The following is a 14,929-nucleotide window of genomic DNA, read 5'->3' as shown; positions in this document are numbered from 1 at the left end:
TATCATTTAAACATTATTCTATAAAACAACTCATTAAATATCTTTGTAAGATTCACCCATCACAAATCTTACAAAGATATTTAACTAGCAAATTAGACAGACTTACCCCAAATATTCATATTGATGAAAAAGATTATTTAAGCTCATATTGACTGCAACTGCATTATGAGGAATTAAAATGTATTTCCAGGGTTTACCATTAATTTGTTTATTGTATTCAGTGGCATTAATACAATAATTTAAAGCTGCCCTTGCTTTTGATTGCACTTGTTCTGTCTCAACATCGTCTTTTTTCTTAGTTTCTACCAAAGCAATAAAATCGGGTGTTTCTACTACAAAGTCGGGCATATATTCTTTTGAAGGACGACCGTAATAAATCTGGAATTGTGATTTTGCAGGACGTAACCATTTGGTACAATCTTTATCCTGTTCAAGAATTACTGCAAAGTCTTTTTCCGTTTTACTGTCAAATTTATACAACTTGTGATAAGATTTAACAAAACCTCCAAAAACCTTGTTTCTGATAGCAGAAACAGGTTCAATACTTTCTTTATAATCATATATTCTGTCACCTACATTCTTTGAAATTGAAGGATCTTTTATTTCAGAACACGGGCGTACTTTCATGATTGGTTTCTCGAAACCTTCGTGAATGATCTCGTGGTGAGCCATCATCTGCTGATAAATCTGTTCGGCAATAGGTATTTTAAAGTTAATTATTACATTAACGACCTCCCTTTCATCACCCAGATAAGACTGAAAGTGCAAAACAGCCTGATTTGCCAGTTTATATAACAAGTCTTTATGTTCGTCATACCAAATTTCCTGCTTGTCAATCAATACGGAAACAAGATGATCTTCAATATATCGTTCTTTAAAATAAGCCCGACCTACAGCTAATTCACGCTGAACTCCAGACTGCAATTCTCTCGTAACAATCTCTTCTGAACCCGGCTGATATTTCATTTTAGAAGTATCTAAATCAAAATCATGGAAAATCAATTTTGAGTTACCTGAAGGAATGATTGACAAACGTGGAATAGGGATTGTATTATCAATAAATTTTTCTGCAATGGAAATATAACGTTCTGCCGCTTCATTCACTTCGTCGTTTGCAAACAAACGACCTTCGGATTTTAGTTTTTCCAGGTAAGTCTTTTTAAATGTTTCTATATGCTCAGCGGTTGTGATTGCCTCTTTTGTAAAACTGGCAGCTTTGGGGGCTACAGTATTCAGAAAAGGAAGAATAAATTCATCACGCTTTATATTGATAATTTCTTTTTCTTTCTTGGTTCCTTCCAGCTGTTCAGCAACTGTTTTCCGTTGTTCGATCTCTTCTTCAAACTGAGATTGCGATGTAATAATCTCTTTCCGTACATTGCCGTCGGTATCGTCGAGCACAATAATATGTTGAATACGAATAATAGAATCCGGTTTGTTAGCTTCATCAACAATATCCTGAAATTTATCATGCTGAACGATGGTAAGCGTATCTACATTATCATCTCCGGTGTGTTTGCCATAAGGTAAACGCAGTCCTCGCCCCAAAGTTTGTTCGGTAAGTGTACGTGAAGCCGAGCTACGAAGTGGAACAATTGTATAAAGATTGGTTACGTCCCAACCTTCTTTAAGCATGTTTACGTGAATAACTATTTCAATTCGATTATCCGGTTCTTCAAGGCTTAGTAGTAATTCTATATTTTCGTCCTTTTCAGCACCAGTCTGATTAGAATGAATATCCATTACTTTATCCTTGTAATAGCCATTAAAGAAATCATCTTGCTGAATCATTTCTTTTAGTTCCGAAGCATGGGTGGTATCTACAGCAACAACCAGCATAAACGGCTTAACTTCCCTAGCTCCTTTATCACGGGCATAAATAGCTAATTCAGCTTTAGTATTTTCGTGAATACGAACACCGTCTAACAACTTCATCCTATCTAATTCAATAGTGCTATATTGAGAAGGATCGAAGTCTTTTCGCGTTGCAACTGCAGGCTTTTTCACAAAACCATCGGCTATGGCATTTGCAAGACTGTATTCGTAAACCACATTTTTAAATTTTGTATATTTTGCACCCGACTGAGTTTGCGGAGTGGCTGTGAATTCCAATCCCAGAATTGGATCTAATTCATTGATAACAGTCATTCCACGATCAGCCCGATAGTGGTGTGATTCATCCATTAATACTACTAAATCTGGTAAACTAGACAAATAGTTAAAGTAAGAATCACCCAGATATTCCGACATTCGTTTAATACGAGGGGCACTACCTTTTCGTGTTTCTGAATTGATTTTCGAGATATTGAATACATTGATATTTACATACTGAAATAACTCGTTCCCTGAAAACTGACTGTAATTATCGCCGTTAATGATACGAGGTGCATTCTGTACAAAATCGGCAATACCACGAAAAACATATTTTGGGTGTTTAGAATTTGAAAAATCCTCTATTAGCTTATTGTAAATTGTGAGATTAGGTGCTAGCACAAAGAAATTCCTTATTCCATATTCCAGATACAGATACGCTATACAAGCCCCCATAAGGCGGGTTTTACCTACACCTGTTGCTAATGCAAAACATATTGACGGGAAATTACGTTCAAAATCCGTACAGGTTGGATACTTACTTTTAACAATATTGAGCATATCTGACAAGCTTAGCACTCCTTTGTTTTTCACAGGTTGCATCAACTCATAAAGCTCTGATAATATATTTAGTGACTCTTCCTGTGGAGCACGAAGACTCAGACGATTACGTATATAATTGGCGTTTTTATTCATAGCTTATTCATTAAGAGATTGACTAAACAAATCGGGCATTTCAGTAGTATGTTTAAGCTTATCTTTAGCTTTGACTACAGACTCCTGCTTAATACGTTCACCCAATTCGGGGCGAAGCTCATCGAGTGGGCTGTTTACAATATTAAAACTATAATCACTATCCTGCTTGAACTCACATCTATTAAGCAAGATAGCTGGAATTTTACGAATGTTTATATTCGGATAAGCATTTTCAAGTCCTGATTCATATTGCGAACAACAAATTAGTAAACTTTCTTCAGAGAGTAAATCTTCAGCTATTGCATCAAGTATAGGACGAGTAATATACTGAGAGGTAGTAAAAATAAAATCTTGTTCAGAAGAACGCCCTTGTTTCCAATACTTGTTTTCATCTGGCTGATAATGAAAGCCCTCATGCTTTGCCATTGCTGCAGCTAGCATCTGAGCATTATATTCTTTACTAATCACCAAATTGCCATAAGTGTCTTCACTCAATAATGGAGGAGCTAACTCAAAAAACTTAAAACCACCGCCACCTTGCCAGTTGACAGCTTTACTGATACCGCCCTGTTCGCCATCTGCCACTGCTTTTAGGCGTGGGAAACAATGCGTTTTGGCATGTTCGCCCAACTCAATACCTATCCATCGGCGACCCATTTTGTGGGCTACGGCTGCGGTGGTACCTGAGCCGAGGAAGGAGTCGAGAACTATATCGTTTAGATTGGTTGAGATTTTAATGATTTTCTGAATAAGTCTTTCTGGCTTTGGAGTATCAAAAACATCGTTTGTATTAAATGCTTTCACCTCTTCTTTTGCTTCGTGATTATGACCAACTTCTTCATGTTTCCAAAGTGTTGCTGGTGGTCTTGTAGCATCTTCATCAAGAAATTGCTTAACGTAAATTTCCCAGCGGGAATCATCCTTTTTGATAAATTCTAATTCATCTCTATTTGTTATTACGTTTTCTTTTTTCCAACGCCAACGTCCTTCAATGCCATCAGGTTTATAAGGGTAAATAATTTCGCCATTAGGAGCTTCAATTCCGTACCACATAGATGGTCTATCAGCCCGCAAAGATTCAGAACCCTCTTTCCTTAAGGAGCGTCTCCTGTAATGCTTTTTAGATTTTTCATCAAAAAAATTAAACTGTTTTGAATTCTGTGATTTTTCAAGTGGATTAACCTTAAATTTATCGCTTTTTCTATATACTAAAATATAGTCATGTGATGTGCTAAATCCTTTTGCATCCATTCGTTCGCTATAGGTTTTTTCCCAAATGACACTTGCAACAAAATTTCTACGTCCAAACACCTCATCACACAAGACCTTTAAATAATGTGCTTCATTATCATCAATAGAAATCCAAATTGAGCCATCATCCGATAACAGATTATTTAGTGTTTTTAATCTATGAGACATTAATCTAAGCCAAATTGAATGTTCAACCCCATCGTCATAATGATCAAAAGCACTACCTGTATTATATGGTGGATCAATACAAATACATTTCACTTTACCTGCATAATCTTGTTCAAGAGCTTTGAGAGCAAGTAGATTATCACCATGAATAAGTATATTTTCAGTATTCGGATCACCATAGCTATATTCAGGGTTTTCAATAAGGATACGAGGTTCCAGTTTGGGTTCTTCACCCTTACCTATCCAAGTGAGTTCGAGTTTTTGTTTGCTATTTTGAGGCATATTTAGTTGATATATTTTTTCTTATAATGAGATATTCCTAATTTAACACGAAAATAATAATATTTTCTGGAAGGATAATGATTGATGACGTAATAAGTACGTTTTAATTCAAAAGGAACATTATCAATTTTTTTAGTCCATTTAACAAAATCAAGATTTAACCATGTAAATATATCTTCTATATCTTGATATATTTCATTGGCCTTATCCAAACTATAATATGGAGTACCAGCGTTATTTTTATCAAAGATAATTGGTTCATTGTGATATACCCTGTTACGGAAATCACGTATTCTCGTAAGTTTATCAAAGACAACAGCCCTATTTGTTCCAGAAGGTAGTCTTGAAAATATACGTATTGGTGATCCTGACAAAATCCGATAGTGATAGTTATCAAAAAAAGCAGTCCAGAAGCCAAATTCTAAGGTAGAAATAATCTTGCCCTGCGTACAACCAATTCTTATTTTCCGTATAGACTTTTCTACACTTATCTTTAAATAATGATTGTGTCTGAGTTGATTTGTACGACGATCAATAGTGGTTAAAGAAGGATCGACCATAAACCCGGTTTGCTGATTAATCAGCCAATTTGCATCTGAGAAATGATCAGTTAGTTCTTCATTAATCGCATTTCGAAGTACCACTTCAACCATGGTAAGTAATGGATAAAATGCTTGAGAAAGCCTTATATTTGTTTGATATGCCTTAAGTGCACGCTGGGTATTATTCGAACATACAATTTCGTATGTTTGAAGGCGAGGTGCAGAAATATATTTTTTTATTTTCCCGTAATTTATGCTCATTTTTCTTCTAAAAAATTTTGTTTGCATGCACAATTTATGTATTTTTGTGCCGTAATACTTAGTCAAGCCTCTACAACTATCAAAGTTGCACGTAACTAAGTGATAAGATATTAAAGCCCGTTTCTACGGGCTTTATCTTTTTTATCATTATATCATCCTCCATTTTATTGAAAAGATTTCTTTCTTATCTATAGACTGCTGCAAGCGCTCTTCAATATCCGATAAAAGTTCTTCTTTCCGATTGTCAATATCATCCTGAGCAACAAAAAGTCTTTGACGCTTTTCGCTTCGTTTTTTTTCAAGTTCTTTAATTGATCGCTGTGCACGAACTTTGGATTCGAGATTTAAAATTTTCTTAGCTTCGGATTTACGAAGCTTTATTTCTGCATCTAAATCTTTAATTTCTTTTTCCAACCCAATTTTCATATCCTCAGCCCACTGTTCCAGTTTATCCATTTCAGTATCAAAGAAATCTTTATTCCTCTCGGTATTCATAGAGATAATTGATTGCTTCTGTTGATGCAGAATTTCTTCAAAAACCGGTAATACCTTATTGGGCAGTTCTTCTTTTCCCAACACAACTGCATTTAAAGAAAACAAACGTTCTGCAATTTCACTCTCAATAACATCTCCGTTTTCTACCACACAGGCAATTAGGTTATAATCTTCATTTCCAAAAGAATGAATACTGAGTTGTTCTATCTGCATCCAGCCTGAACAACCTACATACTCTTCTAATACTGTAATTTTAGTATTAGTGTTAGTATAATCAAAAACCACCTCGGCAACAGGAGTTTCCAACTTTGTACATTCTCTCAGGATTCGTTGGGCAAGCTTGTGACCTATACGATAAACATTAGTATCATCAGGAACATAAAAATCAGTTTTTTTCTTGGCACCTTCAGATTTCAGAATCATATACGGGCCTGAATGTATTTGTTCTTCGGGAAAAGGATTTTTATGGAGCGTAAACGAATACTCATTATCAATAAATGAAGCATAATCATTCAGATAAAATCTCGTTGTTTTCCAAAGCTTTTGTTCAAAGGTATTTAAGTAAGCTTTCGCATTCTCATAATCAACACGTAATTTATCACGTACTTCTTCATCGAACTTTTCCAACAAAGTGGAACGAACACTTTGCATTTTCTGATTTATCTCGGGTTGCAATTCCAATTGCAGATCATCGAATGCTTTCTGAATTTCTTCAGGAGTTCGGCAGTCATTATAAATCTGTGCAATGCGTTTCTCAAAATCAACGCCGTTTCCAATAGTTCCAAGAATATCATCACTCGCACCAAATACGCCGCTAAACAAGCGAAACTTTTCATCAAGCAACTCATAAACTCGTATGTCGGCAGCATTTTTTTTATTGAGAAAATTAACCACTACCACATCATACTTTTGGCCATAGCGATGGCATCGCCCAATGCGTTGCTCAATACGCTGCGGGTTCCAGGGTAAATCATAATTAACAAGCAAAGAACAAAACTGCAAGTTTACTCCTTCAGCTGCAGCTTCGGTTGCTATCATAATAGTTGCTTCATTTCTAAAATAATCAACCAATGCAGCCCGTTTGTCCGCAGTAGGTGAACCTGTTATTTTATCTGAGTTCTTATGATCTAGCAACCATTTTTTATATATTCTATTAGATAATGGATCATTATTGACTCCATTGAATAAAACCACATTATACCCCTGTGCTGTAAGTGTAGTATTCAAATACTCTTGTGTGCGACGAGATTCAGTAAAAATCAATGCTTTTTCATTTGCACCCAACTTACGCAACTCTACAAAAGCTTTTTCCAAAGCCGTAAAGAGGTGATTGGCTTTTGAATTAATTTTAATACTATATGCTAAGTCCCGAAATTTCTTTAGATCCTGAATTTCAAATTTTATAGCCTCAATATCTTCGTCTGGAAGTGTTTCTTCTACAACAGTAATTTCTTCTTCCTCCTCGTTAAACCATTCATCCTGAATTTCACTTAACAATTCATAATCTGTTTCAATATTGCTAATTAAGTTTGATTCATTTTTCTGCAAAAGTTTTTCGAGCCTAATCACTAATGAATCTAATGTGCCATAAATTGCATAGGTAGAAGAAGCAAGAAGCTTTCTCAGAATCAAAGTCATCAACTGTCTCTGACTATTAGGTAGTGCATATAATTTAGGCCGTTGCAGATATTCGGAAACCCATGTGTATAGCAAATGTTCATCTTCATTAGGTGTAAATTCTTCTCGAATGGCCTTTCGCTCAGTATAGTTAATATATGACAGAACTTGACGTCTAAGAGTCCTTTTACAAAAAGCCTGCAAACGTTTCTTTAATTCAGTATAATCTTCTTCTTCAAGCTGACGACTATATTTTGTTTTAAAACTTTTAAGGTCTCCAAAAGCATAATCATCTATTATACTGACAAGCCCATACAATTCAAGAATTGAATTTTGAAGAGGTGTAGCAGTTAACAAAACTTTTTTCCTATTTGAAAGCGTATCTTTCAGAGTGTTTCCAATTCTATTTGAAGATTTATATACATTTCTTAAGCGGTGAGCCTCATCAATTACCACTAAATCCCAAGCTGTATTCTCTAAATAAGCAGCTTTTGCTCGTGCAAACTGAAAAGAACAAATAACAATATTATCTAAAACATCAAATGGATTAAGATTTCCGTCTTTTATAGACTGGTTAAAAGACTTTGCCTCTAAAATTATTGAAGGTAGAAAAAACTTATCGAGTAATTCCTGATTCCATTGTTTACGAAGATTAGCCGGACAAATAATGATTAATTTACGTTTTCTTTCAGCCCATTGCTGAGAAAGAATTATTCCGGCTTCAATCGTTTTACCTAACCCAACCTCATCTGCTAAAATTGCACCATTTGACAAAGGTGATTGAAATGCAAAAAGTGCAGCCTCAACCTGATGAGGATTTAAATCAACCTGTGCGTCTTGAAGTGAAGCTGTCAATTTTCCTATATCATTGGCGGGCAATTGACGGTTTAAATCGTAAGCAAAAAATTTAGCATGGTAAGGAGTTAGTTGCATTTATAGATCATTTATAACATTATAATACAGAAAGCACAAAACTAGACAAAATGCTGTTAATGTCAAAACTTAAACTTCATATTTTTTTCAACCAGAGATATATACCTAGAATTATAATATCGGATAAATAAAATACAATACTAGAATTCATTATAAGCTATATTTGTCTCAACAGTGTTGAGACAAACACAAAAAGCAAAAAACGCTAGACATCAAGGCCTAACGTTTATGGATTTCTTTCACTCAATTGAGTGATGAACTCTAGCACAAATATAATCATTTTTAGATAAATTTGGATGATGATTGAATGTATTATTAAAAATCATCTTCAGAGTTAAGAACATTATGGAACATTTTATATAATTTCTTACCAATCTTATCTTTATCAAACTCTCTTTCATGAGTTAACGGAAGTGTCGAAAGACGTACCTTGCATACTCCATCTTGCAATTTTTCTATTTGATCTTTCCCTATTGGAAACTGCGCCAAGGCTTTAATTTCAGTTACGGGTACCATTATATTCCCCACCATTACTCCTGTGCTTGCAGTTGTAGAACTTAATGATTTGCCTTCAAGTTTTATAACTTCATTCTTAAAAGTTTTCAGCATCAAAATTGGTAAATCATTAAACACTAATCTATCAGAATTTACAGAAGTTATAATATAATAGACACCTTCTTGGTGTACTACAGAGAATTTTACTGTACACCCCTCTGCAGATAAAGGTTTATAAGTGTACCCAACAGTTTTCTGCCCAAAAGCTAAGACTGACACAAACACACAAATAATTGATATAAAAATCTTTTTCATGTTTTTTATTTAAGTTTGATTGCAAAGATAATTAAATTCGTATATTTTGGCAAATTCGTTTGCTAAATTGAGATGAATACTCATTAAAATCTAATTTTGCAACCTTAATATAAGGCTGTATTAGATTACTTTAAGGATAAAGTTAAACGTAAGCCTTCGGTTAAGATGACTTTATTTCAGAATGCAAACAAAAGGGAGGTCCGCACGTAAAATACTTAACTAACAAGGAAGAATCGTCCACTTACTTTGGAGAATGGAAATTGTGTGCTCCTAAAAATATCTTATCATATTTAGAACAGGGAGAAAATGAGCTTGTATAGTAAAACAGACTTATTTTCATTTTTCAACAAACTGTATTTGTCGCACCAGTGGTGCGACAAATAAAAAAAGGAAAAAACTCTAGACATTATTTATTCAAATATTTTCTATTCTTTCATAAAACTGCATCTTATAAAAATCTCCAACAGGTATTAATTTACCGGAGATTTTTATATGATTTCGTTCAATAGATTCAATTTTAGACAGTGCAACAATATAGGATTTATGAACCTGAATGAATTGGTCTTGGGGAAGTGTCTTCAATATAGCTTTCATGCTTTGCTTGGTAAGAATTCTCTTATCAGAAAGATAAATCTTTAAATATCCCTGCATTCCTTCAATATACAGAATATCATCGAGATGTACGTTTTCACGACGATATTCTGTTTTTATAAAGATTTGGGAACTATTGTTTTCATTCTTTACTCCTGCTTTTTGTTTCAGATCATCGGATACTCTGTTAACTGCCATTTGGAAGCGCTCGAAAGAGTATGGTTTAAGCAGGTAATCAAAGACGCTCAATTCATATCCTTTCAAGGCATAATCTGAATAAGCAGATGTAATGACAACATAGGGTTTCGAGGAAAGATTTTCGAGCAATTGAATGCCGGTAATCTTTTCCATCTGAATATCAAGAAATAGCAAATCAACAGTCTGCGTTTTCAGGAATTGCAATCCTTCCAAGGCATTATCAAAACTGCCTTTAAGCTTAAGAAAGGGTATGCGGGCGACAAAACTCTCCAGCTTTTCTGCTGCCAACGGCTCATCTTCTATTATGATACATGATATTGTCATAACTTTATTGTTAATTCAGCTCTAAAGGTATTTAATTCCTTTATTATCTGCAACTCATGATTCTTGGGATATAAAAGAGCAAGGCGTCTTTTTACGTTTTCCAATCCTATGCCCGATTGAGTTGTTTTGGGGGAAATTGTCTCAGTATCGAAGTAGTTTACACATGTGAAGCTTAAAACATTATCACTTAAAGCAATTTTTATATCAACAACCGGCATGGGCTCTGCATAATACGAATGCTTAAAAGCATTTTCCACAAAAGGGATAAAAAGCATTGGGGCAACCTGAGTGTTACAAACATCTGGCTCTGGAAAAGAGTAACGTATATAATCTACATTCTTAAAGCGCAATTGTTGAAGCTGTATATAACTGGTAAGATAGTCTATCTCTTTTTGCAAAGGAACTGTCTCCGTTTTAGTCTCATAAACCATATATCTAAGCATTTCAGACAAAGTAATAAGCATTTTTGAAGCAGTTTTAGGTGATTTACTAATTAAAGAATCAATATTATTCAATGTATTGAAAAGAAAATGAGGATTAATCTGGAGTCTAAGTAATTTAAGTTCGTTCTTAAGATTTTTGTTTTCTATTTCTGATTTCAGCTGAATATTAGCAAACCAGTTTTCAAAACCTCTAACCAAACATCCACATTGGGCTATAATAAAAGTACCAACCATTGATGGCAAAAGGAGAACATAATTCTGCAAATTTATTCCTGGGGTAATAAGCTTTGAGATAATCAAGAAAACAACTGAAACAGAAATACTTATTAGCACTGAAAGAATAAGGTATCTGACAAGCTGACTTTTCTCAAAATATCGTATCAGCCAATAATAGGATAAATAGAATATGACTGCCGCCCAAACAAAATTGATATAAAACTGGATAGTAAGTTCTTGCAATGCGATTGATAGATCTCCCTTTGGCACAACATATAGTACCAGGTAGAACAGAACGAAGACCAGCCAGAAAAGTGAGTGGATAAGTATTTTCAGTATATATTTCATAATTTAATTTTAATCTACAAAGCTATTAAAAAAGTTATATATGCAAAGGTATTTTACCAAATTGTTACAGCTTAGCCATTTGTTTTGAAAACAAAGGGATAGCATAAAATATCATCGGAACCAGACACATTATCAGTATAATCGGACTACTGGAACTAATTCCAAAAAGAGCAAATTCTGCCACTATACGAATCAGATAGAATAATGAAAAGAAACTAAGGATACCATATTTTAGAGAACTGCCTAAGAGGGATTTTGTCTGAAAGATTGGAATAATACCCATAAAGAACAGCATCAAGATACAAATTGCATGGTATGTAAGAAAAATCGCCCTATTCATACCTGATAAACCATTCAGTGCATTTTCCCAATTAAACATCGGATAAAATAACAAGTGAAAGACAACAAACAGCAAGCTTAGATAGCCAGCAATACGTAGCAAGAGAATCTGAGTTTTCATATTATATTCTATTTAGTAATTATTGATTCTGATATTTTTTTAATAAGATTATTCCAAAACACACCCATAATATTGTTTCACAAATAATGGCTATCAAGATAGAAGAGTTTACTGTTCCTTTAATATATTCATAACTGCCTACACAGGATAATCCAAACAGTGTAATTCCAGTAGCCATACAAATGGTTTGTCTCGTTTTTGAATGAGGCAGATTTCTTGTTCCAAACATCAGCAGGGATATTCCCAACATAAACATGGATGCCCTTCTGGCAAGAACGGATCCAGCTTCTGAAGGTTGTAGTCCCAAATCTTTAATAAAAGAGCCCGGCATAAAAAGTAATTGTACAAACAAATAAATGAATAATAAAGAAGTTGCAACACTCACAATTTTATATAAGGATTTCATAATTTATATTTTAGTGTTTACACATTCTGTACAACATATCTCTGACTATCAGGTAATGGAACGGCTTGATTGTATAGAAATAAATTCTTCCCATTAAATTGTGAAAAGAAACGACTGTTATAAACCTTACAATGTGCTTATTTCCATCAGGTTCATATTGAAGAGAAAACCACCCTTCAAGATGTTTATCGTTTGCATACATCAGAATTTCCGTCTCACTTCTTTCAAGCACATCGAAAAAATTTAATTTCTCTCCTTTCTGAGGATTTATATTTGTTATTTCGTCAGTAGAAGTTTTCAAGCCCAATGGCTTCACTAATAAGTTACGAAGCTTATATAGAAAGTCAACCCACTTTGGTTTAAACGAGAACAATGACAAACATGATTCAAGTGTTACCGATTTTTTATCGGTGAACATTTGATAGCACTCTGAATAATCTGCACTCAAAGAGAATCCATAAATAAATGATTGCATTGGAATGGTTGTTCTTTCTATCTTCATAACATTTTATTTTTTCAGCAAAGATGGTCTGAGCTAAAGACATCAACAAATTTAGTTCACCAAACGGCATATTTTGGTTACGAAATGAACAAACATTAAAGCAACTAATTGTTTATTTCTTTACAATGATTATCTTTGCAAAAAATATAAACACACAATTATAATGAAAGCTAAACTATTACTTGTCTTTGTTTGTCTGCTTATGGCATGTGAAAAGCATGAAGAAGGACCACAGCCTATCACCAAAAGTGTACTTGGAATAGAGCAAATAACGATAAACAATATTAATTACCCAATAAGCGAAGGGTTTATGATTGAGAATTGTAAACCGTTAATTACTACAGGTTCTTTCAATTCATCAACTAAATTGGAGTTAAATTATGCATGGAATGCCCTTGCTGAGGATTTAACGTCTGTTTCTATAACAAGTACAAAAGGGCAAGTTGAAGTAAACTGGACAGAAAATACAACCTCAAAGACATGCACTGTCAGAGTATATACAGAAAACCCCAAAGCTGAGATAAAATATACTATAACAGCTTTGATTAAAAAATAATATCGATTTTTATTTTCTTAAAGCAATCCTTGACAAGAAGTTCTGGGGTTGCTTTAAGAACTCAATCATTCAAAAGAATATTTTTTCTAAGTACATATCTACCAGAAAGATATATATACCCAATAGCAACACCTGAAGTTACTTTTCGCCTTTATAAATAAATATCAAATTAGGATAAACTTTTCTATCACGACACACAAGCTGATTTAGGAGTATAAAATTGCTAAAGAAACTCATGTGCTGACAGAAGAAATCAGGAATTAATCGCGAGCGATACTCAGGATAAAGAGCTAGTTTTCCTAAATCGGTCATTAGTAGAAAATTAAAACGAGTATCTACATGAGAGATATTTTTCTTATAAACGCTATCTTTTTCTATTATATTACCTTTCTCAATCTGATTAATATAGGAAAGAGCACTAACCGGATCGGGAGCTAACAATAACTTATCTTTATAGAAAAGAGCATAGGTATTTAGATCTGCATCTTTAATGCCGGAAAGCTGAGAAAAAATGGTGCTGGGAGGTAGTGAATAAAAGCGATAACTTCTATTTCCGGTATTAAACAATTGGATTTTTCCGCCGGCAGTACTCTCTGTTTTTATTGAATGATTTTGCATAAACAAATGCAAATCGGCTTCCGCTTTCATTGAATTTTGCATGGGAATGCAAAGCAATGAGAATGGTCGCTGAATGGAATCATCTGAGCAAAAAGAGAATCCGGCTAAACTTCCTGCAACATTTCCTTTCAGAAAGTACATAAATTGAATATCTGTTGCCTTAACATCATCGCTGTAAGAAGCAAGATCATATTCTGTCTGTGCTGAATTGACAGCAATATATTGAATTTGTGAAATTGACATTTGATTTATGTAGTATGTAGAACTTGGAAATATATTTCCCGAAAAGAATTCAATTGGACTTTGTTCCTTAATAGCATTTACAAACGATGAACTAGTTTCGGCATCCGTGGTAATTCCTGAAAGATTAATTGCATCATCATCAAATTTTAAATTCAGATAACTCCAGCCGGTTTGTTTCTCTTTCACATATAAAGATGCAATGCCATTAGCTGTTTTAGTATCTTTTGCAAAACCAAATACTTTATCAGTTAAAACTGAATTTCCACTAATATGGGCATCTATCACTTGTTCTATCAATCTTTTGGAATAACTGACTGCTACAAAACCTGATGATTTGTAGTAACAAAGAAACAAATCGCCTCCCATAGGACAAATATTTATCTTTTTGCCTTTGTATAATACTGATTTTAAAGGGAAATCTATTGGACGTTTCTTTTGGATTTGTTCTTCAATCCATTTCTCGTCTCCGGGATTTGTTGGGAAATAAAGTACCTGGTCCATTTCTGTTCCCGGAGAATGGAAACTGATAAGCAGCTTGTTCATCCGTAAGCTTAATCCGAATGGAGCGGATGCTGTTAATTCTTCAAAATGGTCTATTAAATCTTTAGCAATGAGAGAGAATCCATGAGTAGTAAACTCTTTTCCATAACTTACTCCTTTCAGTTCTTTTAAAAGGGAAGCAAGATCATTGGTTTCAAATATTGCAGAGCAATCGGATGGGACCAAAGAAAAAAGATTAATTCCGGCCGCCTTTCCACGATTATTGAGACTCGTAAAAAAATAGCTTCCTGCTCCTATGAAAAGAAGCAAAAAGAACGTAACGACTACTATTTTTATCTTCATTTTCCTATCCATAGCTATACGCTTTCAATACAATA

At 34.1% G+C, this 14,929-nt stretch carries 12 protein-coding genes; 1 reads left to right on the top strand and 11 read right to left on the bottom strand.

The genetic code is table 11. The features are described from left to right. Nucleotides 1-102 precede the first annotated feature (102 nt). The 10 genes from BUC21_RS10495 to BUC21_RS10450 all read right to left on the bottom strand — a co-directional run bounded on the left by BUC21_RS10495 (nt 103) and on the right by BUC21_RS10450 (nt 12,634). Nucleotides 103-2,787: a DEAD/DEAH box helicase gene (locus tag BUC21_RS10495; RefSeq protein WP_073402027.1), complete on the bottom strand. Its 2,685-nt coding sequence runs from the start codon at nt 2,785-2,787 to the stop codon at nt 103-105. 3 nt (nt 2,788-2,790) lie between these two features. Continuing rightward, nucleotides 2,791-4,488, bottom strand: a complete 1,698-nt coding sequence (locus BUC21_RS10490; protein ID WP_073402025.1) for a site-specific DNA-methyltransferase — start codon at nt 4,486-4,488, stop codon at nt 2,791-2,793. A gap of 2 nt (nt 4,489-4,490) precedes the next feature. Next, entirely contained in the window at nt 4,491-5,318 is an 828-nt protein-coding gene (locus BUC21_RS10485; RefSeq protein ID WP_139261396.1) for an Abi family protein, read from the bottom strand. Between the two features lie 120 nt (nt 5,319-5,438). After that, complete coding sequence (locus BUC21_RS10480) at nt 5,439-8,336, bottom strand: SNF2-related protein (protein ID WP_073402019.1); 2,898 nt, start codon at nt 8,334-8,336, stop codon at nt 5,439-5,441. Nucleotides 8,337-8,651: 315 nt separating this feature from the next. Beyond that, the gene (locus tag BUC21_RS10475) at nt 8,652-9,146 is read right to left on the bottom strand and encodes a hypothetical protein (RefSeq protein WP_073402016.1); all 495 of its coding nucleotides are present in this window, start codon (nt 9,144-9,146) and stop codon (nt 8,652-8,654) included. 414 nt (nt 9,147-9,560) lie between these two features. After that, nucleotides 9,561-10,259: a LytR/AlgR family response regulator transcription factor gene (locus BUC21_RS10470; protein WP_073402012.1), complete on the bottom strand. Its 699-nt coding sequence runs from the start codon at nt 10,257-10,259 to the stop codon at nt 9,561-9,563. Further along, nucleotides 10,256-11,266, bottom strand: coding sequence for a sensor histidine kinase (locus BUC21_RS10465; protein WP_073402009.1), 1,011 nt, complete (start codon nt 11,264-11,266; stop codon nt 10,256-10,258). Before BUC21_RS10465 ends, BUC21_RS10470 begins: the two co-directional genes overlap by 4 nt. 64 nt (nt 11,267-11,330) lie before the next feature. Beyond that, nucleotides 11,331-11,726: a hypothetical protein gene (locus tag BUC21_RS10460; protein ID WP_139261394.1), complete on the bottom strand. Its 396-nt coding sequence runs from the start codon at nt 11,724-11,726 to the stop codon at nt 11,331-11,333. Between the two features lie 19 nt (nt 11,727-11,745). Continuing rightward, nucleotides 11,746-12,132, bottom strand: a complete 387-nt coding sequence (locus BUC21_RS10455; protein WP_139261392.1) for a hypothetical protein — start codon at nt 12,130-12,132, stop codon at nt 11,746-11,748. A 10-nt stretch (nt 12,133-12,142) separates the two neighbouring features. Further along, complete coding sequence (locus BUC21_RS10450) at nt 12,143-12,634, bottom strand: DUF2867 domain-containing protein (RefSeq protein WP_073401999.1); 492 nt, start codon at nt 12,632-12,634, stop codon at nt 12,143-12,145. 163 nt (nt 12,635-12,797) lie between these two features. Between BUC21_RS10450 and BUC21_RS10445 the strand changes: the two genes are divergently transcribed. Further along, the gene (locus BUC21_RS10445; protein ID WP_073401996.1) at nt 12,798-13,190 is read left to right on the top strand and encodes a hypothetical protein; all 393 of its coding nucleotides are present in this window, start codon (nt 12,798-12,800) and stop codon (nt 13,188-13,190) included. 138 nt (nt 13,191-13,328) lie between these two features. On the opposite strand, the gene BUC21_RS10440 is transcribed toward BUC21_RS10445, so the two are convergent. Next, entirely contained in the window at nt 13,329-14,906 is a 1,578-nt protein-coding gene (locus BUC21_RS10440; RefSeq protein ID WP_139261390.1) for a hypothetical protein, read from the bottom strand. Between the last annotated feature and the right edge of the window lie 23 nt (nt 14,907-14,929).

The organism is Bacteroides luti (genome assembly GCF_900128905.1).
Lineage (GTDB): Bacteria > Bacteroidota > Bacteroidia > Bacteroidales > Bacteroidaceae > Bacteroides > Bacteroides luti.
Note: the sequence above shows the minus strand (reverse complement) of the source record. Positions and strands in the feature narration are given on the sequence as shown.